The following is a 20,712-nucleotide window of genomic DNA, read 5'->3' on the forward strand; positions in this document are numbered from 1 at the left end:
CCGGGCGCTGGGAGGATGCCAGTGACCGGGGTCGGGCCGAAGGTCACACCCGAACTGGCCCTGGCTCACGGGTTGACCCGCGAGGAGTACGACCGGGTCATCCAGCTCCTCGGACGCGACCCGACGTATCCCGAGCTGGGCCTCTTCTCGGCCCTCTGGTCCGAGCACTGCTCGTACAAGTCCTCCCGCCTCCTGCTCCGCCGGTTGCCGACCGAGGCGCCCCACGTCATCCAGGGGCCCGGCGAGAACGCCGGGGTGGTGGACCTCGGCGACGGGCTCGCGCTCGTGATGAAGATCGAGAGTCACAACCATCCCTCGTTCATCGAGCCGTTCCAGGGGGCGGCGACCGGGGTGGGCGGGATCCTCCGCGACATCTTCACCATGGGGGCGCGCCCCTTCGCGCTCCTCGATTCGCTTCGCTTCGGCCCGGCGGAGGAGCCGGCCGGCGCCTACCTGCTGGGCGGCGTGGTGGCGGGGATCGCGCACTACGGGAACTGCTTCGGGTGCCCAACGGTGGGGGGCGAGGTCGCCTTCGCGCCGGAGTACGCACGGAATCCGCTGGTGAACGTGCTCTGCCTCGGGCTCGTGCCTCGGGGCCGGATCTTCCGCGCCCGCGCCGACGGGGTCGGCAACACGTTCGTCTACGCGGGCGCCAAGACGGGGCGCGACGGCATCCACGGGGCCACGATGGCGTCGGAGGCCTTCGACGAAACCTCGGGCGAGCGGCGGCCGACGGTCCAGGTCGGGGACCCGTTCACAGAGAAGCTCCTGCTCGAGGCGTGCCTCGAGGCCATGGCGACCGGCGCCGTGGTCGGGATCCAGGACATGGGGGCGGCGGGGCTGGCCTGCTCGGCCTCCGAGATGCCCGCCCGGGCCGGCACGGGCGCCGACATCGAGCTCGACCGCGTCCCCCAGCGCGAGCCCGACATGACGCCGTACGAGATCCTGCTCTCCGAGTCCCAGGAGCGCATGCTCCTCGTCGTCGAGCGGGGTCGCGAGGCCGAGGTTCAGCGCGTCTTCGCCAAATGGGAGCTCGATGCCGTGCCCATCGGGCGCGTCACCGCGGACGGCGTCCTCCGGGTGCGCATGCACGGCGAGGTCGTGGCCGAGGTGCCGGTGCGGGCGCTCACCGACGACGCCCCCCTCTACGACCGACCCCGCGCCCGGCCCGTCTGGCTCGATGCCGCGCGGGCCTTCGACCCGCGGACGCTGCCCGAGCCGGCCGATCCGAGCGCCGTCCTGCTGCGTCTCCTGGCCGCGCCCACCATCGCGTCCAAGGCGGACATCTGGCGCCAGTACGACCACATGGTCGGGATCAACACCCTGGTGGCGCCCGGCTCCGACGCGGCAGTGCTCCGGCTCAAGCGCACCCCGAAGGCGGTGGCGGTCGCGACCGACGGCAACGGCCGCTACGTGTACCTCGACCCCCGCCGGGGCGCGGCCATGGCGGTGGCCGAGGCGGCGCGCAACGTCGTGTGCGCGGGCGGCCGGCCGCTGGCCCTCACCGATTGCCTGAACTTCGGCTCCCCGGAGCGCCCCGAGATCATGTGGCAGCTCGCGGAGGCGGTCGACGGCATCGCCGAGGCGTGCCGGGCGCTGGAGATTCCGGTGGTCGGCGGCAATGTCTCTCTCTACAACGAGACGCTCGGCTCCGCCATCCTTCCCACGCCCATCGTCGGAGTCGCGGGGCTCCTGGACGACGCCGAGCGCCGGATGACCCAGTGGTTCAAAGATCCGGGAGATCTCGTCGTCCTCCTCGGCGAGCCGGCCGGCAGCCTGGGGGGGAGCGAGTACCTGGCGACGCTCCACGGCCGGCTGGCCGGGCCGCTGGCCCCGCTCGATCTCGCTCGCGAGCGCGCGGTCCAGGCGGCCTGTCTGGCGGCCATCGAGGCGGGATGCGTGCGCTCGGCCCACGACTGCGCCGAGGGGGGGCTGGCGGTGGCGCTCGCCGAGAGCTGCATCACGGGGCCGCGCCGGCTCGGTGCCGAGCTCGAGCTTCCGGCCGGCGGTCGGCTGGACGAGCTCCTGTTCGGGGAGGCGCCGTCCCGCATCGTGCTGTCGATCGCTCCGCCCGAGTGGGCCCGCCTCGAACAGATCGTGCGCGAGTGGGCCGTTCCGGTGACGGTGCTGGGACGCGTCGAGGACGACCGGCTCGTGATCCGGGTCGGCGGGAACGTCCGAATCGACGTCGGAGTCGACGCCATGGCCGACGCTTTCGAGCACACTCTCGAGCGGTGGGTCGGCGCTCCGGCCGGCCCCCCGTCGGAGGGGACCGCATGAGAGCCGAGCACGCGGCGTGGACGAGCGTTCCGGTGGAAGACGACCACTTCCATGACGAGTGCGGGATCTTCGGGGTCTACAACCACCCCGAAGCGGCCAACCTCACCTACCTGGGCCTCTACGCCCTCCAGCACCGGGGCCAGGAGTCCGCCGGCATCGCGGCCAGCGATGGCCGGAGCTTCCACGTCGAGAAGGCGATGGGCTGGGTGTCGGACGTCTTCGGGCCGGAGCGGCTCAAGCGGCTGCCGGGACACCTGGCCATCGGCCACGTCCGCTACTCCACGGCGGGGTCCTCCAGCCTCCGGAACGCCCAGCCGATCAGCGCCACGTTCGCCCAGGGGCCCATCGCGCTCGCCCACAACGGGAACCTCGTGAACGCGGACGCGCTCCGGAAGGAGCTCGAGGCGGCCGGGGCGATCTTCCAGTCCACCTCCGACTCGGAGGTGATCCTGCACCTCCTGGCCCGCGGCGAACGGCACCCGCTCCCGCGGGCCCTGCCGGGCGCGCTCGCCCAGGTGACCGGCGCCTACTCGCTCCTCGTCCTGACCCCCGAGGCGATGATCGGCTGCCGTGACCCCCACGGCTTCCGGCCGCTCGTGCTGGGGCGGCTCGGCGAGGCCTGGATCCTCGCCTCGGAGACCTGCGCGCTCGACCTCCTGGAGGCCGAATTCGTCCGCGACGTGGAGCCCGGCGAGATCGTGGTGGTCGACCGGAACGGACTCACGTCGATCAATGCCATCGCGCCCAAGCGCCAGCTCCAGTGCATCTTCGAGTACGTCTACTTCGCCCGACCGGACTCGACCCTCTGGGGCCAGAACGTCTACCACGTGCGCAAGGCGCTCGGGCGCCGGCTGGCCGAGGAGCACCCGGCCGACGCCGACGTCGTCATCCCGGTGCCGGACTCCGGGCTGGGGGCGGCGCTCGGCTACGCCCAGCAGTCCGGGATCCCGTTCGAGCTGGGTCTGATCCGGAACCACTACGTCGGTCGCACCTTCATCGAGCCACGGCAGGGGATCCGCCACTTCGGGGTCCGGGTGAAGCTGAACCCGATGCGGGAGACTCTGGAGGGGCGCCGGGTGGTGGTGGTGGACGACTCGATCGTGCGGGGGACGACGAGCCGGAAGATCGTGCGGATGATCCGGTCGTCCGGCGCCCGGGCGGTCCACGTCCGCATCTCCTCGCCCCCGATCCAGTGGCCGTGCTACTACGGCATCGACACGCCGACCCGCCGGGAGCTGATCGCCTCCAGCCACAAGGTCGAGGAGATCCGCCGGTACCTCGAGGCCGATTCGCTGGGCTACCTCTCGCTCGAGGGGATGCTCAAGGCGGTGGAGGGAGACGACAGCCGCTTCTGCCACGCCTGCTTCACCGGCGAATACAAGGTCGGATTCCCGCCCGAAGACACGACCCAGCTGGCCCTCTTCGACTCCCCCCAGTGAGCCGGCGCGCCCGCGCCACGCCCTCGGCCCCGCCGCGGGCCCGGCGGCCGCGCGGCGTCCGGCTCACCTACAAGGCCTCGGGGGTCGACATCCGGGCGGGCGACGAGGCCGTCCGCCGTCTGGCCCCGCTCGTCCGCGCGACGTACCGGCGCGAGGTCCTCGGCGACATCGGTGCCTTCGCCGGGTTCTTCCGGGTGCCGCGGGGGCTCCGGGACCCGGTCTTCGTCGCCGGGACCGACGGCGTCGGCTCCAAGGTCAAGCTCGCCGTCCTCACCGGGCGGCACGACACGGTCGGAATCGACTGCGTGGCGATGAGCGTGAACGACGTCCTCGTCCATGGCGCCGAGCCCCTGGTGTTTCTCGACTACATCGGCATCGGCCGGCTGGTCCCGGAGACGGTGGAGGCGATCGTCCGAGGGGTCGCCGCCGGGTGCCGAGAGGCCGGATGCGCGTTGATCGGTGGCGAGACCGCCGAGCTTCCCGACCTCTACGCGCCCGGGGAGTACGATTTGGCCGGCTTCGCGGTCGGTGTGCTCGAGCGCCGCGCCCTGATCGACGGGCGATCGGTGCGCCCCGGCGACGTGCTCCTCGGCTTGGCCTCGACCGGACTCCACTCGAACGGCTTCAGCCTGGCGCGCAAGGTGGTCTTCGAGCGCCTCGGTTATCACGTCGAGGACCGGGCGCCCGACCTCGGCCAGCCCGTCGGCGAGGCGCTCCTGACGCCGACCCGCATCTACGTCCGCCCCGTGCTCGGGCTCCTGCGGGCCGGGATCCCGGTTCGCGCGATGGCCCACATCACCGGAGGCGGGCTCACGGGCAACCTGCCGCGGGTGCTGCCGGCGGGCTGCCGGGCCGTCGTGCGCCGCGGCGGGTGGCCGGTCCCCCGGATCTTCGGGCTCCTGCGTGAGGCTGGGCGGATCCCGGAGTCGGAAATGTACCGCGTCTTCAACATGGGGATCGGCTTCGTCTGCATCGTGCCGCCCCCGGCGGTCGCGCGCGCGCGCGCCACCCTCGAGGCTCGGGGGGTTCCCAGCTGGGAGATCGGCGAGGTGGGGCGGGGGACCCGTGGCGTCGTCTATGCGTGAGCAGGTAGAATAGTCGTCCGATGCGCACCTCACCGCTCACCCTCGGCGTGCTGATCTCGGGCCGCGGCTCGAACCTCCAGGCGATCCTCGACGCGATCGACGCCGGTCGCTGCCCGGCGCGGGTCGCGGTCGTGGTGAGCGATCGTGGGGGGGCGGCCGGGCTCGACCGGGCCCGGCGGGCCGGCGTGAAGGCCGTCCACGTCGATCCTCACGCCTATCCCCACCGCGCCGCCTTCGACGATGCGGTGGCCACGGTCCTCGCCGAGCATGCCGTCGAGCTGGTCTGTCTGGCCGGTTACATGCGCCTGCTCTCCCCCGGCTTCGTGCAGGCCTACCGCGGACGCATCCTGAACGTGCACCCGGCCCTGCTCCCGGCCTTCCCGGGTCTCCACGCGCAGCGCCAGGCGCTCGCCTACGGGGCCAAGGTGACCGGCGCGACCGTCCACTTCGTGGATGAGGGTGTGGACACCGGACCGATCGTGCTGCAGGCGGCCGTCCCCGTCCTCGAAGGCGATACCGAGGACACGCTGTCCGCGCGGATCCTGGTCGAGGAGCATCGCCTCTACCCGGAGGCCATCCGCCTCTATGCCGAAGGGCGGCTCGCCGTCGAGGGTCGGCGGGTCCGCCTCGAGGACCGTCCGTGAGCCGGCCCGGGCCGGGGCCCGTCGCATCTCTGCGTCCTCGGCGCTCGGCGCGCCTCAACGTATGCGGCATACACCTCGGCGCGCCTCGCGCCTGCGTCCTTGATCTGCTCGGGCCGCGGCCCGGTCCCAATGCCGGCCACGGCTGGCTCGCCTTTCCCGGGGTAGCCCCGTGAGCCGGGTGCGCCGGGCGCTCCTCTCGGTCTCCGACAAGACGGGCATCGTGGAGCTCGCCCAGGGCCTGGCCGAGTTCGGGGTGGAGCTGGTGTCGACCGGGGGCACGGCCCGCGCCCTCGGCGAGGCCGGTCTCAAGGTGCGCGAGGTGGCGGAGCTGACCGGCTTCCCCGAGATGCTGGACGGGCGGGTCAAGACGCTCCACCCCGCGATCCACGGGGGAATCCTGGCGCGCCGCGGCCATCCCGAGCACGTGCGCCAGCTCGCGCTGCACGGGATCGAGACGATCGACCTGGTGGTGGTGAACCTCTACCCGTTCGAGGCGACCGTCGCCAGGCCGGGGGCGGGCTTCGAGGAGATCGTCGAGAGCATCGACGTCGGCGGGCCGGCCCTGATCCGGGCGGCCGCCAAGAATCACGCCGGCGCCGGGGTCCTCGTCGATCCGGCCCAGTACGGGCCGGTGCTGGAGGAGCTGCGCCGGAGCGGGGCCGAGCTGTCGCCGGAGACGCGTCGGCGTCTCGCCCAGGAGGCGTTCCGGCGCACGGCCCAGTACGACGCCGCCATCGCCGCCTGGCTTCGGGCGCCGCTCCCGTCCCGGGCCCCCGCGAGCGACACGCCGCCGCTCTTCCCGCCGATCCTGCGGCTCGAGGCCGAGCGCGTCCAGGAGCTCCGCTACGGCGAGAACCCGCACCAGGCGGCCGCGCTCTACCGCCCGTCCGGGCGCCCGCTCGGGGTGGGGGCGGCGCGCCAGCTCCACGGCCCGGAGCTCTCCTACAACAACATCCTGGACTTCGCGGCGGCGCTCGGGCTCCTCCTCGAGTTCGACGAGCCGGCGGCGGTGGTGATCAAGCACACGAATCCCTGTGGGGCCGCCGTCGGGGCCGACGTCCGCGCCGCCCTGGAGCGGGCCAAGGCGTCCGATCCCGTCTCGATCTACGGGGGGATCGTCGGAGTGAACCGGCCGGTGGAGCCGTCCCTCCTCCCGCCGCTCGCCGGGGTTCTCCTCGAGATCCTCTTCGCGCCGGCCTTCACCGCCGAGGCGCTCGAGGAGCTCGCTCGCACGAAGAAGAAGCTCCGGGTCCTGCAAGTGCCCTGCGACCGGTCGGGCTGGCCATCACGGCCCACCGAGCTCCGGAGCGTGCCCGGCGCCCTCCTCGCCCAGGACGCCGACCTCGCCGATCTCGACCCGGACGCCAGCAAGGTCGTCAGCCGGCGCCAGCCGACGGCCGCCGAGTGGCAGGGTCTCCGCTTCGCCTGGCGGGTGGCCAAGCACGTCAAGTCGAACGCGATCGTCCTGACCTCGACCGATCAGGTGCTCGGGGTGGGGGCCGGCCAGATGAGCCGGGTGGACGCCGCCCGTCTGGCCGTGATGCGGGCCCGCGACCACGGGCATCCGATGGCCGGCGCGGTGGCCGCCTCCGACGCGTTCTTTCCCTTCCGGGACGGGCTCGATGTCGTGGCCGAGGCGGGCGCCACCGCCGTCATCCACCCCGGCGGCTCGATTCGCGACGACGAGGTCATCGCCGCGGCCGACGCGCGCGGGATGGCCATGGTCCTGACGGGCATTCGCCACTTCAAGCATTGAGCATCCCGCTGTTTCGCTGGGACGGCCACTACTGGGGCTTCCTCGCCGAGGACATCCTCTACGACCGCCACGGCCGCCAGGTCGGCTGGGTCGAGGTGGCTCCCGAGGCCGGGGGGATCAGGCTCGACGTCTACGATCGCACCGGTCGCTTCCTGGGCGAGCTCGTCGACGCCCACTACGTCCTCCGGCGGGTCGTCCGCGCCGAACCGATCCACCGTGCCCCGCGTCCGGCGATCCCGTACCCCACGCCGCCCGCGCCGCCGCCCGACCGCACGCCGCGCGATCCCCGCGACGGCTGGAGCGACGCCTTGCCCTGGCCGCTGCCGCCGCCCGCGCCGCCACGAGTCTAGCACCGAGAGGCGCACGCCCCATCCCTCGGGACCGACTGATCCTCATCGGCGCTCTCGTCGGATGCGCGCTGAGCCTCGCGCTCCACGTGGCCGTGCTCACCGGCCGGGGCCTCGTCCCGGCGCCGCCCTGGTCGTGGGGGCTCCACGCGGGCGCCGTCGTGGGCTTCTGGTTCGTGGCCGGGCGGATCACGGCGGCCGGCCTCCGTGGGATCGAGGGATTCCTGCGGATCCGCCGGATGGTGCCCATCCCCGTGCGCCTCACCCTGGCGGCCGCCACGCTCAACACCCTGCTCGCGGCGCGCCTCGCCTGGTCGGGCCGCGGGGCCCCCGGCCGGCTGCCGACGGCGTACTGGGCGATGATGTACCTCCTGATCGCGATCCTGATGGGCTTCGTCTTCGTCCGCGGGGGCGCCGCTCGGCGCCCCACGGCGGCGGCGCCGGCCGGCGGCGAGGAGCGCTGATCGCCCTCCGCTCCGGGGCTCCGCGGAACGCGATCAGGCCCGCCGGAACTTGAAGTCGAAGTTCCGGATCTCGAGCTGCTGGTTCGAGTACGGCTTCCCGTCGACGCCGGCCCGCATCGTGTGCGACGCCGGGTGGAAGAGCATGGCCGTCCATCCCACGCCGCCGGAGCCGCTGAACGTCGGGGCCGTCGAGAGCCTCAACGTGTCCGCCGAGCATGCGACCATCGCGCTCGCTGGATCACGCGCGACGCCCGGAGTCGGCGATCGCGTGGAGTTCGTGGCCGGCTACTCCGATTCGACCGTCTTCCTGCACGATCGCCTGCACGGGGTGCGTGACGGCCGCGTCGAGGTGATCTGGCCGATTCTGGGACGGGGCAAGACGCAATGAGACGCGGCCCCGCTCCGCAGAGGCACCGGGCCGAGGGCATCGGCCGGGGGACGGATCGAGGCGGTCGGCGCCCCCGGACGCTCTGGTTCATCGGAGGGGGCCTCGGCCGCTGATTATTCCGACACGCTCTGGTGTTAGGCTAGGGAGGCCATGCGCATCGAGATCATCTGCACCGGCGACGAGGTCTTGACGGGGAAGATCGTCAACACCAACTTCAGCTACATGAGCCAGAAGCTCGAGGACGTCGGCCTCGCGGTCCGGTGGGAGACGACCGTCGGCGACGACCGGGAGAGCCTCCTGCAGGCGTTCCAGTTGGCGCGGGAGCGCGCCGATGCCGTCATCGTCAACGGGGGCCTCGGCCCGACGGTGGACGACCTGTCGCAGGAGGTCGCGGCCCAGGCCGCACGCGTCGAGCTCGTCCTCAACGAGCCGTGGCTCACCCGGATGGAAGAGTTCTTCCGCCGGCGCAGCCGCATGATGCCGCCCAACAACCGGAAGCAGGCCATGCTTCCCGCCACCGCCGAGGTGCTCGACAATCCGATCGGCACCGCCTGCGGCTTTGCGCTCGACATCGGCAAGGCCCGCTTCTTCTTCACCCCCGGGGTGCCGCGCGAGCTGCATCGCATGCTCGAGGAGCAGGTCATCCCGCGGCTGCTCGCCCGGAGCGGCCTGCAGACGGCGATCCTCGTGAAGCGGTTCCACTCGTACGGGCTGGGCGAATCGCACGTCGACGCGCTGCTGGCGGGCGTGGAGACGCTGGCGCCCGACGGGAGCGTGAAGCTCGGCTTCCGGGCCCACTATCCGCAGCTCGAGACCAAGCTGACCGTGCGCGGCACCGACATGGACGAGGCCCGGAAGACACTCGGGCCGGTCGAGCAGGAGGTGCGCAGGCGGCTCGGAAATTTCATCCTGGCCGAGGACGACCAGACGCTGGAGGGCGTCATCCTGGGCGAGCTGGCGAGCCGCCGGGCCTCGCTGTCGGTCGTGGAGACGTTCACCAGCGGGCAGATCGCGGCGCGCATCGGCCACCTCCCGGGCGCGGAGACGGTCTTCCGCCGGGGCATAGTAGCCCGCGCGCTCGCCGAGGTATGGGCAGCGGCCGGCCTCGAAGGCGCTCCGCCGGCAGGCGAGCTGACTCGCGAGACGGCCGAGGCGCTGGCGCGGGCGGCCCGACGCCAGACCGGCGCCACCCACGCGCTGGCCGTGCTGATCGACCTCGACGACGGTCCCGATCGGATCGAGTTCGGCGGGACCATCTGCCTGGCGATTGCAACGGAGCATGATGCCGCTTCGCGGCGCAGCCGCATCGTGGGCGGCCGCGAGTGGGTGCGCCTGGGCGCGGTCGAGCTGGGGCTGGACTGCCTACGCCGCTACCTCCAGGAGCGGCCGGTCTCCGAGCGGATCGACTTCGAGAAGGCGTGAGGTGCTTCGAGCGAAGAGCGAGCGCGGGACATCATCGCTCCCTATGCCGATCCAGATCGTGAGCGCGCCCGTTACGCTCGAGGAGCTGCGGCGCCTGGCCGGGCAGCAGTTCGGCGACTTCGTCAAGGCCGTGGTGGATGTCGGGCGCGGCGTGATGGCCATCGGCGGAGAGCTTCACGCCGACGAGGAGGCCCTTCTCCTCCAGGACGGGGCCGGCCAGGCGGACCTCTGGGGCATCAACCTCTATCCCGACCGGCCGAGCGCAGAGCTGATCGAGTTCGACTCCATGATCAATGTCCGCCCCTCCCGGGGCAACCGATCTCGCGGAGTGGAAGACGCCGCGGTGCAGCGGCAGATCCAGGACATCGTCGGCAGACTCGTCGTCTCGTGACGGAGAGCGTCTACGCGCACCGCGATCTCGCGGCCGGCCGATGGGGACGGCTGTCGCTGGCCGAGCAGCTCGCCAACGTCGGCAGCGAGGTGGGGCGGATGCGCCGCTGGCGAGGCCGCGACGAGCGCCTGGTGACCGGCGCCTTCGATCGCGCGCTCGAGCTGCTGGACCTCACGCTCGCCGACCCGCGCTGGCGCGACCGGCTGCGCGAGATCGCTCGCGCGCGGGAGCTGCTCTGCGACGCCGCGGCGGGTGGAAGCGACTACGGCACAACACTGGAGGACCTGGACCGGTACTTCCTCGCCTTCGCGGTGGTGGCGAGGGGCAGCCGCTGACCGGGGGCGACCGCGGCCAGCGACAACGCTGGAGGCAAAGACGTGAGGGTCCGGCGCAGCTCTGCTGCGCCACCAAGGGGAGCAACCGATGGCTGACGTGCTCACGGTGGTCGCGAAGATTCGGGCCGCGAAGGGCAGGGGCGACGCGCTAGCGGCCCTCCTCAAGGAGCAGGTGGCGGCGGTGCGAAAAGCGGAGCCGGGCTGCCTCGTGTACCGCCCGCACCGATCCACGAAGGACCCCGACCTCTTCATCTTCTACGAGCAGTACAAGGACGACGCCGCCTTCGACGCCCACCGCAAGGCGCCCTATCTGGCCGCGTATCGGGAGCGCCGCGAGCAGGAGGGGCTCACCGAGGGTGCGGTCGAGGTGGAGTTCTACCGCTCGCTCGTCGATTGATACGGCGGGGCGCCGGGGCGGAGTTGACAGAGTCCGGCGAGTCCGGCGGGCCCCTACACTGATCCTCGGGAGCTCGGTCCGGCTGGCAGGCTCACCGAGGAGGCGATCATGACGGGTGTGAATCGCCATGCCTTCCGTATCCGCGCCGGCATGCGCCGGGGGGCTGACGGATGCGCTCGACGAGGCTCACCCACGGGAGGACATCGCATGCAGACCACGGCGGCATCCCGGCTCGACCTGGACACCCTGCTGGACCTCAACCGTGACTACATCCGATCGGTGCAGGCGTCGGATGTCCGCCGGTTCGACCAGATCCTGGCCGACGACTTCCTGTGCACCAACCCCGACGGATCGCTCGTCGATCGGGAGGCATTCCTGAAGCAGACGGCCCGGCCGGCTACGATCGCCAATCTCGAAGCCCACGACGTCAACGTCCGCATCATCGGAGACGTCGCGATCATCCACGCCCGGACCACGTACACGCGGCCCGACGGACAGGTCGGGTCGGGTCGCTACACGGACGTGTGGGCGCGTCGCCACGGCGTCTGGCTCGCCGTGGCCGCCCACGTCACCCGCTGCTGAGGCGCGCCCGTTCGGTCGCTCGAGCCGGCCGGCTAAGACGTCCGCTCCCGGTCGATCAGCACGCGGCGCAGGATCTTGCCCGATGCCGACTTGGGGATCTGATCGATGAACTCGACGTGCCGGATGCGCTTGTGCGGCGCCACCCGCTCGGCGGTCCACCCCATGAGCGCCTGCGCGCTCGTCGCCCGGGATGCGTCGTCGGCCTTGAGGACCACGTAGGCCTTGGGGACCTCGCCCGCTTCCTCGTCGGTCTTGCGGACGACGGCGACGTCCAGCACCGCCGGGTGGGTCAAGAGCAGCGCCTCCAGCTCGGCCGGCGCGACCTGGAGGCCCTTGTACTTGATGAGCTCCTTGGTGCGGTCGACGATGTAGAACCACTCCTCGTCGTCCACGTACCCCACGTCGCCGGTGTGATACCACCCCTGGCCGTCGATGGAATCGGCGGTCTCTTGCGGCCGGTTGAGGTAGCCCTTCATGATCTGGGGTCCCCGGATCAGCAGCTCTCCCTCCTGGCGCGTGCCGAGCTCGGCGCCGGTGGCGACGTCGACGATCTTCACCTCGGTGTTGGGCACGACCTTGCCGATCGAGCCGGGCTTGACCGGCGCGTTGCGCGTCGGGCTCAGATGGGTGACGGGGCTCGCCTCCGTCATGCCGTAACCCTGGACGACCGGGCACCTCAGCTTGCTGGAGAGCTGCCGGGCGATCTCCTCGCCGAGCGGCGCCGCGCCCGAGAACACCAGGCGCACGCTGGAGAGATCGAATTGCGCAACGGCCGGGTGCTTCACCAGACCCAGCACGATGGGCGGAACGATGGGCAGGATGCTGATCCGATACTTCTGGATGAGACCGAGAAACTCCACGAGATCGAAACGCGGCATCGTCACCAGGGTGCCGCCCTGGGCCAGTGCCAGCTTCATGATGACGACCATGCCGTAGATGTGGAAGAACGGCAGCACCGCCATGACGACGTCCCGCTCGGCAAAGCCGTCGAAGCCCTCCATGCCCTCGCACTGCTGGAGGTTCGCGACGAGGTTGTGGTGGGTCAGCATGACACCCTTGGGGAGCCCGGTGGTGCCGCTGGAGTACGGCAGCACGACGACGTCCCGTCGCGGATCGATGGCGACGGCCGGCGGGCTCGGCGGCGCCTGGAGCAGGTCCGCGAACGGCCGGGCGCCCTCGGCCGTCCCGATCACGAAGATCTCCTCGATCCCGCTCCGGGTGGCCGCGTCCCTGGCCTTGTCGAGGAAGGGCGGGACGGTGACCAGGAATCGGGCCCCCGAGTCCTTGAGCTGCTTGGCCAGCTCCTCGCCGGTGTACAGCGGATTGACGGTGGTGTTGATGCCACCCAGCGACGCCACCGCGTGGAAGACCACCGCGTACTCGGGGAGGTTCGGACTGTAGATGGCGAGGACGTCGCCCTGGCGGAAGCCGCGGCGGGCCAGCCCGGTCGCGGCCCGGCTGACCGCCTCGCGCAGCTGCCGGTAGGTCAGGGTGCGTCCGCTCGGCCCGTCGATGAGGGCGGGCTTGTCGCCGAGCCGCTCGGCGTGCCGCAGCACGTACGCCGTGATCGGGAGATCGGGAATCGTGACGGCGGGGCTGCTGCTCTTGATGATCATGGAGCTCCCCTCGCGTGTGACCGGCGCCAGCCGGTGAAGTGACCGGAGAGTATCTTCTGTAGCCCGCGGCGGTCAAGACCGGTCCGCCGGAGAAAATGATAGGCTAGGGAGCGCCACCCACCACGGAGCTTCGAGCTCCGCTCGGCGAAAGGACGGCCATGGGTCTCCTGGACGGGAAGGTCGCGGTCATCACCGGAGCCAGCAAGGGCATCGGGCGCGTCATGAGCCGGCGCTTCGCGAGGGAGGGCGCTGCCGTCATCTGCGCGGCCCGCTCGGCGGCGCTCGTCGAGGAGACGGCGGCGCTCATCACCGAGGCCGGTGGCCGCGCCATCGCCGTCACCTGCGATGCGGCCCGGGAAGCCGACGTCGAGCGCATGGTCGCCGACGGCGTGAAGGCGTTCGGCAAGATCGATACGCTCGTGAACAACGCCGGCGACGGCGGCGTCACCAAGCCCGTGCAGGAGTACACGGCAGAGGACTGGTTCTACACGATCAATTCCAGCCTCACCAGCTCGTACATGTGCATCCGTTTCTGCGTGCCCGAGATGATCAAGGCGGGCGGCGGCGCGATCGTCAACATCTCGTCGATGGCGGGCCGCCGGGGGCTCGCCTTCCGCATCGGCTACTGCGCGGCGAAGGCGGGCCAGGTCGGCATGACCTACGGCATGGCGCTCGAGCTCGCGCCCCAGAACATCACGGTGAACTGCGTGGCACCGGGCGCCGTCGAGGGCGACCGCATCGATCGCGTGATCGAGGGCCAGGCGCGGGCTCGCGGCATGACGCCGGAGGCCGTGCGCCGGACGATGCTCGAGCGCTCCCCGCTCAAGCGCATGGTGACGGCGGACGACATCGCCGCGGCGGCGCTGTTCTTTTGCGGTCCGGAGGCGCGGAACATCTCGGGACAGGTGCTCCCCGTGAACGCCGGAGAGCCAGCCGGGTAACCGGAGTCAGCGACCGACGGGTGGGGGCCCGGTCACCGCATCAGGCTCGGCAGCCAGAGCGAGATGATGGGGAACGCGACCAGGATGGCCAGGCGCACGACGTCGGCCCACATGAACGGCATCACGCCACGGAACACGGTGCCGGTCGGCACCTCGGGCAGCAGGGTCTTGAGCACGAACATGTTCATCCCGACCGGCGGGCTGATCAGGCCGATCTCGACCACGCATACGATGATGATGCCGAACCAGACCGGGTCGAACCCGAGGTGGACGATCACCGGGAAGAACACCGGCATGGTGAGGAGCACCATCGACAGCTCCTCCATGGCGGTGCCGAGCACCACGTAAATGGTGCAGATCGCGGCCACCACCGCCACCGGGCTCAGCGCGAAGCGCGTGACGAAGGCCTTGAGGTCGTTCGGCATCGTGGTGATGTTGACGAACTCCGCGAACATCAAGGCACCGATCAGGATCAGGAACAGCATGGCGGTGGTGCGCGCGCTCTCCAGGAGCGCTGCGTAGAGCGTCCGCCACGTCAACACGCGGCGCCCGAGCGCGAAGACCATGGCACCCACGGCGCCCATGCCCGCGCCCTCGGTGGCGGTGAAGAAGCCCCCGTAGATCCCCCCCATCACGAACACGAACAGCGCCGCCACGCCCCACACCTCCTTGAGGGCGAGCCAGCGCTCGCGCCAGGTCGAGCGCTGTCCGGGCGGGCCCGAGCCCGGCTCGCGCCACGTCATGTACACGATGGCGAGGCAGAGTAGCACGGCGCCGAGGATCCCGGGGAGGATCCCCGCCATGAACAGCTTGCCGATGTTGGTCTCGGTGAAGACGCCGTAGATCACCATGATGGTGGAGGGCGGGATCATGATGCCCAGGGTGCCGGCCGAGGCGACGGTGCCCGCCGCCAGCTTGTCGGAGTAGCCGAAGCGCTTCATCGAGGGGTAGGCCACCTTGGCCATGGTGGCCGCGGTGGCGATGGAGGAGCCGCAGATCCCGCCGAAGCCGGCCGAGGCCCACACGGTGGCCATGGCCAGCCCGCCGCGCAGGTGGCCGATGAAGGCGTAGGCGGCCCGGAACAGCTCCTGGGACATGCCCGCCCGCGTCACGAAGCTGCCCATGAGGATGAACAGCGGCACCACGGACAGCGTGTAGTTGCGGCCGGTCTCGTAGAGCTTGGTCTGGGTCATGGCGAACGCCACCGCCCAGTTCCAGTCCCGCATGTAGGCGTAGCCGACGACGCCGACGATGCCCATGGCGAACGAGATGGGCACCCGCAGAAAGGCGATCAGCATCATCGCCGCGAGGCCGACCAGCCCTTCGATCATCGACGCCGCTGCACCACCTTGTAAAAGTGGATCAGCCCGGCCAGCCCGATCATGACCGCCATGAAGTAGACGAAGGGTCCATACGGGACGCGCAGGACGTCGGTGGCATCGCGGTAGGCCCAGATCCGGTCCGCCTTGAGCCAGGTGAGCCAGGCCAGCAGGAACATGATGGCCGCGCACGCCGCCTGCACTGAGCGCTCGAGCCGGACCTTCGCGCGGGCGCCGAGCAGTCGGTCGATGAAGTCCATGAGGGCGTGCTCGTCGGCGTACGACACGAGGGGCAAGCCGGCGAAGATCAGCACCACCAGCATCAGCTCGGTCACCTCGAAGGCGCCCCGCACCGGGCGATTGAAGACGTACCGCGCCACCACGTCTACGAAGGTGAGGAGCATCATGCCCAGGAGGATGGATGAGGCGGCGGCGCCGAGGATCGCCTCGGCGTGCCGCTTCCACCCGGGGTCGGGCGTCGTCACTGGATCACCTGGCAAGGGACCGGCCGCCGGCCCGGTCCGCTCACTGGCCGGCGGCGACCTTCTTCAGCTCCGCGCGGAACCCGGCGAGGATCCTGGCGGCGTCCACACCCTTGGCGCTGGCCTTCTTGATCCAGTCGTCGATGATGGGCGCGGAGCGCTTCTGGACCTCGGCGACCAGGGCGGGGTCGGCGTTGACGATCTTGACCCCGGACTTCTTCAGCGCCTCCAGGCCCTTCCGGTCGGCCTCGTCCCAGGACTGGCCGGCCAGGCGGGCGAGGTGCTCGCCGGAGACCTTCTCGATCGCGGCCTGGTCCTCCTTCCCGAGCTTCGCCCACTTGTCCTCGTTCATGAAAAAGCCGAACGCCGAGCTGTACATCCCGCCCGGAAACAGCGTGGCCTGCTCGAGGACGGTCTCGAGCTTGAAGGAGACGATCGACTCCATCGGGAAGAACACGCCGTCGGCGACGCCGGACTTCAGCAGCTCGTAGGACTCGGGCGCCGGCTTCACGAACGCCGAGGCGCCCAGCGCCTTCGCCACCGCCTCGGCGACCCCGCCGCCGGTGCGGATCTTGAGGCCCTGCAGGTCGTTGATGGTCCGGACCGGCGTCTTGGTGAACATCTGACCGGGGCCGTGCGTGAACACGGCCAGGAGCTTCACGCCCTTGTACTCGCCGACCTTGTCCAGATACTTCCAGTGGATGCGCGAGTAGGCGACCGAGTTGACGAGGGCCGTGTCGCCGGCGCCGGGCAGCTCGGGCAGGAGCGGCAGGATGTGTCTGGCCGGGGTGTAGCTCGCGGTCACGTACGAGACGTCCACGAGGCCGTCCCGCACCGCGTCGAAGGTCCCGGGTGGCGCCGAGGGATGCTTGGGCAGCATCTGGAGCTTGACTCGGCCGTTGGTCGCCTTTTCGACCTCGGAGGCCCAGCCCTGCAGCACGACGCTGGTCAGGTGGTGTTGCGGCGACACCCACGAGGACATCGTGAGCGTGGTCTGCCCGAGCGCGGGCGGCGCGGCGGCGATGACGGTGCCGGCCACCGCGGCGAGCACGAGTATCCTCACGTTCGGCATGTCGGCCTCCTTTTGCGGCTCCGGCGGTCCGCCGCCGCCGGGTAGTGTATCAGCCTTCCGCAGGCCTCCGCGACGCGGACTTGCCGGGCCCCCGCGGCTTGACGTAGCGTAATGCCACACGAACTGTCTCGTCATCTCCCAGGAGGCGGCATGAAGCTCGGGATCTGCGTGCCCCACTACGGCCGGCCCCTCGAGCCCGGTCGGATCCTCGAGGTCGTCCGGCGCGCGGAGGACCGTGGCCTGGACTCCGTCTGGGTGACCGACCACGTCATCGTGCCCCGGGACGCCACCCTGATCTACCGCGACCACATGCTCGATCCCCTCGCGGTCCTGCCGTGGCTGGCCGGGGTCACGGAGCGCATCACCCTCGGGACCAGCGTCGTGGTCCTGCCCTACCGCTCGCCGATCCCGGTCGCCAAGCTGCTGGCGAGCGTCGACGTCCTCTCGGGTGGCCGGCTGATCGTCGGCGTCGCGATCGGCTGGCTGGAGGCCGAGTTCGCCGCGCTCGGCGTGCCGTTCCGCGAGCGGGTCAGCCGCGCCGAGGAGGCCATCGAGCTGATGCAGGCGCTATGGACCGCGGAGCAGCCGGAACTGGACACGCGGCGGCATCATCTCCACGGCCTCGAGGCGTCGCCGCTGCCGCTCCAGAAGCCCCGGCCGCCGATCTGGGTCGGCGGTAGCAGCGAGGGCGCGCTCCGCCGCGCCGCCCGCCTCGCCGACGGCTGGCACGCCACCGCCACCACCCACGAGGCGTTCCGCCAGGGCGCCGAGGCCGTGCGCCGCTTCTGGAAGGAGGCCGGCCGCCAGGGCGAGCCTGTCCTGTCGCTTCGCATCCCGCTCTTCGTCGACGGCGTCCATCGGCCGGCGGTGGATATGGCCTTCATGCGCGGCCGCCCGGCGGTGACCGGATCGGTCGCGCAGGTGACCGAGACGCTGCGCGGCTTCCAGGCGCTCGGCTGTGCTCACGTCGCCCTCGAAGTCTCGTACTCGGTCTATCCCGCTATCCTGGAGACCATCGACCTCCTGGCCCGGGAGGTGAAGCCGGCGGTCGCGTGAGACCGTGCCGGGCGCCGCGGCTTCACGCGTTCCACTCGGGCGGGCCGTCATCCATGTAGCCGCACTGCTCGCACGGGCTCGCATAGTGCGTGGCCGGGGGCATGGCCACCGCGAGCCGGAGCGAGAGCTCCTCGCCCACGTTCCGGATGTGGTGGACCGTCCCTCGCGGCACCCACACGATGTCGCTCCGGCTCGCCCGAAAGACCACCCCGCCGGTCAGCTCCCACTCCAGCAGCCCGGCGAGGACGACCCACCATTCGTCGAAGTCGCGGTGCCAGTGGGGGCGGTTGCCACCGCCCGGTGGACTGGCGATCAGCGTGACCAGTTGACGCTCGTCGGCGATGAGCCGGCGGGCCCAGGGCGGGGACCCCATCTGCCCGATCACGTCGGCGACGCGGGTATGGAGCACGTTGGGCCAGGTGGCGTTCGCCGTGCTCGGGGGAGCCGGGCCCGGCGCCAGACGGCCGATGACGATGGTCGAGGGCGGCGAGGGATCGGTCGGCATCTTCACCTCATGAGGATCGCCAGGACCATGGCACTAGGCGTGCTCGATTTCTTCTCCGCCTGCGCCAGCCAGGAGCCCATCTCGCGGTACGCCCCGTCGGAATGCGCCCAGCCTAGCCCGGTGGCTGGCGCAGGGTCAAGGCGTGGGCCCGTCAGGCGTGGGCCTGTCGCCGGACGAAAGCCACGTTCGCCCCAGTATCTGGGGCCGCCGGGTGGAGACGGGCCCGGCCGGCGGGGCCCGGGGCATCATTTGCGGGGGTAGGCGGCGGGTTGCTATCATGACAGAGCCTGCCCGGAGCGCCCCCGTTTCCTCGCGCCGCGCTTCCCGGGCGAACCCGTTCGCGTCCCGCGAGGAGGCAGCGTATGGCGTCCGTCTGGACCGGGGTCATCACCTTCGGGCTGGTGTCGATCCCCATCAAGCTCTACGTCGCCGCGCGCCCGGAGACGGTCTCGTTCAACCAGCTCCATTCGGTCTGCCGCTCGCGGCTTCGCCAGAAGCTCTACTGCCCGACCTGCGAGCGCGACGTCGAACGCGCCGAGATCGTCAAGGGCTACAAGCTCGACGGATACGTCGTGATGGAGGACGCCGATTTCGAGGCGGCCGAGCGCGAAGGCTCACGCGCGCTCGAGGTGCTGGAGTTCGTGGAGGTCGCGAGCGTCGACCCGATCTACCTCGAGCGGTCCTACTACCTGGCCCCGCAGGAGGCGAGTGAGCGGGCCTATCACGTCCTCCTCCGGGCGCTGGCCGAGGCCGGGAAGGCCGCGGTCGTGCGGTTCGTCATGGGGACACGCGAGTATCACGCGCTCCTGCGCCCGTCGGACGGGAAGCTCGTGCTGCACACGCTCTATTACGGCGACGAGGTGCGGGAGCTCGAGGCCCGCTGGAAGCCGGTCGAGCCCTCGCCCCAGGAGGTGGAGCTGGCCAAGAAGCTGATCGACGCCCTGGCCCAGGACTTCGATCCCGGCAAGTACCACGACGAGTACCGGGCCAAGCTCCTCGAGCTGATCCAGAAGAAGGGCGAGGGGCAGACGATCGTCCCGCCGGCCGAGCGACGCGAGCCGGCGAAGGTCGTGAACCTGATGGAAGCCCTCCGGCAGTCGGTCGAGCAGGTGAAGAAGCCCCTGTCGAAGGTCGAGCCCGAGGCCCGCGAGGCTGTCGCCGGCAAGGTCAAGCGAGCCGCCGCGGCCGGGGGCCGCCCCGCCCGGAAGACGGCCCGAAAGTAGTCGGGAGTCAGCTGTGTGGGTTTTCACGGACCGGGAGGTCAGCCGCCTCCTGGCCCTCACGCCCCGCCGGGCCACTCAGCTCCGGCGCCTCGGGCTCCTCCATCCGGCCGATCGCCCGGGCTCGTATAGCTTCCGCGAGATCGTGAGCCTGCGGGTCGCCAAGACCCTTCTCGAGCAAGGGCTGACCGTCCGGCAGGTGCGGAGGGCGCTGGGCGCACTGCGACGGCTGGTTCCCGATTCCGAGGCGCCCCTGGCCGAGCTGCGGGTGGCGGTCCGGGGCGGCGAGGTCTTCATCGAGAAGGATGCCCAGCTCCTGGAACCCTCCGGGCAGATCGTGATGGAGTTCTCGGGCAAGGAGCTCGAGGAAGCCGCCCGGGACTCGGCGCTCCGGGGGCTGGTGCGGCCTATCGCCCGGCCGGAGAACGAGGCCGACCGCTGGTTCGACCTGGCGTCCCAGTGGGACGGAGAGCCCGCCCAGTGGGAGCGCGCGCTCGACGCGTACCAGCGGGTCACGACGCTGGATCCGCAGCACGGAGCCGCCTGGAACAATCTCGGCCTGCTCCACCATCGGATGGGCCGCTACGAGGACGCCCGGCGGCACTACGAGCTGGCGCTGGCTGCCGATCCCATCTGCGCCGAGGCAGCCTACAATCTCGGCTCCCTCCACGACGACCTCGCCGACCTCGGGCAGGCGGTCGCCTGGTACCGACGGGCCCTGGAAGTGCGGCCCGACTACGCCGACGCTCACTTCAACCTGGCGGCCGCGCTGGAGCGGCGGGGCGACGTCACGGCGGCGCGGCGTCACTGGCTCCGCTACCTCGACCTGGATCCGGAGAGCCGCTGGGCCGAGATCGCGCGCGCCCGCGCCTACGCGCCCCCGGAGTAGGAGTGTCGGAGTAACCCGGCGCCTACGGCCGACCATGCGGTGCAGCGACGAGCGCTCCGAGCGGCGGCTTTGCCGCCGCGAC

At 71.2% G+C, this 20,712-nt stretch carries 22 protein-coding genes; 17 read left to right on the plus strand and 5 right to left on the minus strand.

What is annotated here, in order from left to right:
* The first annotated feature begins 21 nt into the window (after positions 1–21).
* The 13 genes from purL (at position 22) to VGW35_14610 (ending at position 11,530) form a co-directional block, all read left to right on the plus strand.
* Positions 22–2,280: a phosphoribosylformylglycinamidine synthase subunit PurL gene (purL, locus tag VGW35_14550; GenBank protein HEV8308878.1), complete on the plus strand. Its 2,259-nt coding sequence runs from the start codon at positions 22–24 to the stop codon at positions 2,278–2,280.
* On the plus strand, positions 2,277–3,719 hold the full coding sequence (gene purF / locus VGW35_14555; GenBank protein ID HEV8308879.1) for an amidophosphoribosyltransferase: 1,443 nt from the start codon (positions 2,277–2,279) through the stop codon (positions 3,717–3,719). The genes purL and purF overlap by 4 nt, the downstream gene beginning before the upstream one ends.
* Positions 3,716–4,804, plus strand: a complete 1,089-nt coding sequence (gene purM / locus VGW35_14560; GenBank protein HEV8308880.1) for a phosphoribosylformylglycinamidine cyclo-ligase — start codon at positions 3,716–3,718, stop codon at positions 4,802–4,804. The genes purF and purM overlap by 4 nt, the downstream gene beginning before the upstream one ends.
* 20 nt (positions 4,805–4,824) lie before the next feature.
* Positions 4,825–5,448, plus strand: a complete 624-nt coding sequence (gene purN, locus VGW35_14565) for a phosphoribosylglycinamide formyltransferase (GenBank protein HEV8308881.1) — start codon at positions 4,825–4,827, stop codon at positions 5,446–5,448.
* A gap of 169 nt (positions 5,449–5,617) precedes the next feature.
* A complete protein-coding gene (purH, locus tag VGW35_14570; protein HEV8308882.1) occupies positions 5,618–7,204 on the plus strand; it encodes a bifunctional phosphoribosylaminoimidazolecarboxamide formyltransferase/IMP cyclohydrolase in 1,587 nt (528 codons plus the stop codon).
* Entirely contained in the window at positions 7,201–7,554 is a 354-nt protein-coding gene (locus tag VGW35_14575) for a hypothetical protein (protein ID HEV8308883.1), read from the plus strand. Before purH ends, VGW35_14575 begins: the two co-directional genes overlap by 4 nt.
* Before the next feature lie 86 nt (positions 7,555–7,640).
* A complete protein-coding gene (locus tag VGW35_14580) occupies positions 7,641–8,015 on the plus strand; it encodes a hypothetical protein (protein ID HEV8308884.1) in 375 nt (124 codons plus the stop codon).
* 142 nt (positions 8,016–8,157) lie between these two features.
* Positions 8,158–8,403, plus strand: a complete 246-nt coding sequence (locus VGW35_14585; GenBank protein ID HEV8308885.1) for a hypothetical protein — start codon at positions 8,158–8,160, stop codon at positions 8,401–8,403.
* Positions 8,404–8,553: 150 nt separating this feature from the next.
* Entirely contained in the window at positions 8,554–9,825 is a 1,272-nt protein-coding gene (locus VGW35_14590; protein HEV8308886.1) for a CinA family nicotinamide mononucleotide deamidase-related protein, read from the plus strand.
* Between the two features lie 58 nt (positions 9,826–9,883).
* Complete coding sequence (locus VGW35_14595) at positions 9,884–10,216, plus strand: DUF5674 family protein (protein ID HEV8308887.1); 333 nt, start codon at positions 9,884–9,886, stop codon at positions 10,214–10,216.
* Positions 10,213–10,551 carry a hypothetical protein gene (locus VGW35_14600; GenBank protein ID HEV8308888.1) on the plus strand — a complete coding sequence of 113 codons (339 nt, stop codon included), beginning with the start codon at positions 10,213–10,215 and terminating at the stop codon, positions 10,549–10,551. The genes VGW35_14595 and VGW35_14600 overlap by 4 nt, the downstream gene beginning before the upstream one ends.
* 88 nt (positions 10,552–10,639) lie before the next feature.
* Positions 10,640–10,948, plus strand: coding sequence for a putative quinol monooxygenase (locus tag VGW35_14605; GenBank protein ID HEV8308889.1), 309 nt, complete (start codon positions 10,640–10,642; stop codon positions 10,946–10,948).
* A 207-nt stretch (positions 10,949–11,155) separates the two neighbouring features.
* On the plus strand, positions 11,156–11,530 hold the full coding sequence (locus tag VGW35_14610; protein HEV8308890.1) for a nuclear transport factor 2 family protein: 375 nt from the start codon (positions 11,156–11,158) through the stop codon (positions 11,528–11,530).
* A 32-nt stretch (positions 11,531–11,562) separates the two neighbouring features.
* Here the strand turns inward: VGW35_14610 and VGW35_14615 are convergent, their stop codons facing one another.
* Entirely contained in the window at positions 11,563–13,146 is a 1,584-nt protein-coding gene (locus VGW35_14615) for a 4-coumarate--CoA ligase family protein (GenBank protein HEV8308891.1), read from the minus strand.
* A 158-nt stretch (positions 13,147–13,304) separates the two neighbouring features.
* Here VGW35_14615 and VGW35_14620 point away from each other — a divergent pair, with 158 nt between their 5' ends.
* The gene (locus VGW35_14620; GenBank protein ID HEV8308892.1) at positions 13,305–14,087 is read left to right on the plus strand and encodes an SDR family NAD(P)-dependent oxidoreductase; all 783 of its coding nucleotides are present in this window, start codon (positions 13,305–13,307) and stop codon (positions 14,085–14,087) included.
* A gap of 32 nt (positions 14,088–14,119) precedes the next feature.
* Here the strand turns inward: VGW35_14620 and VGW35_14625 are convergent, their stop codons facing one another.
* From VGW35_14625 to VGW35_14635, 3 genes are read right to left on the minus strand one after another with little or no spacing between them, the layout of a single operon-like run.
* On the minus strand, positions 14,120–15,418 hold the full coding sequence (locus VGW35_14625; GenBank protein ID HEV8308893.1) for a TRAP transporter large permease: 1,299 nt from the start codon (positions 15,416–15,418) through the stop codon (positions 14,120–14,122).
* Complete coding sequence (locus tag VGW35_14630; protein HEV8308894.1) at positions 15,415–15,891, minus strand: TRAP transporter small permease; 477 nt, start codon at positions 15,889–15,891, stop codon at positions 15,415–15,417. The genes VGW35_14625 and VGW35_14630 overlap by 4 nt, the downstream gene beginning before the upstream one ends.
* A gap of 40 nt (positions 15,892–15,931) precedes the next feature.
* Positions 15,932–16,960 carry a TRAP transporter substrate-binding protein gene (locus VGW35_14635; protein HEV8308895.1) on the minus strand — a complete coding sequence of 343 codons (1,029 nt, stop codon included), beginning with the start codon at positions 16,958–16,960 and terminating at the stop codon, positions 15,932–15,934.
* 150 nt (positions 16,961–17,110) lie between these two features.
* On the opposite strand from VGW35_14635, the gene VGW35_14640 reads away from it, so the two are divergent.
* A complete protein-coding gene (locus tag VGW35_14640; GenBank protein ID HEV8308896.1) occupies positions 17,111–18,016 on the plus strand; it encodes a TIGR03619 family F420-dependent LLM class oxidoreductase in 906 nt (301 codons plus the stop codon).
* A gap of 22 nt (positions 18,017–18,038) precedes the next feature.
* Here VGW35_14640 and VGW35_14645 read toward each other — a convergent pair whose 3' ends face one another.
* Complete coding sequence (locus VGW35_14645; protein ID HEV8308897.1) at positions 18,039–18,521, minus strand: cupin domain-containing protein; 483 nt, start codon at positions 18,519–18,521, stop codon at positions 18,039–18,041.
* 362 nt (positions 18,522–18,883) lie between these two features.
* On the opposite strand from VGW35_14645, the gene VGW35_14650 reads away from it, so the two are divergent.
* Together VGW35_14650 and VGW35_14655 are read left to right on the plus strand one after the other, a co-directional pair.
* Complete coding sequence (locus VGW35_14650; GenBank protein HEV8308898.1) at positions 18,884–19,744, plus strand: Ku protein; 861 nt, start codon at positions 18,884–18,886, stop codon at positions 19,742–19,744.
* Between the two features lie 13 nt (positions 19,745–19,757).
* Positions 19,758–20,630: a tetratricopeptide repeat protein gene (locus tag VGW35_14655; GenBank protein ID HEV8308899.1), complete on the plus strand. Its 873-nt coding sequence runs from the start codon at positions 19,758–19,760 to the stop codon at positions 20,628–20,630.
* Positions 20,631–20,712: the final 82 nt, after the last annotated feature.

This window comes from Candidatus Methylomirabilota bacterium (genome assembly GCA_036005065.1).
Lineage (GTDB): Bacteria > Methylomirabilota > Methylomirabilia > Rokubacteriales > DASRDR01 > DASYQW01.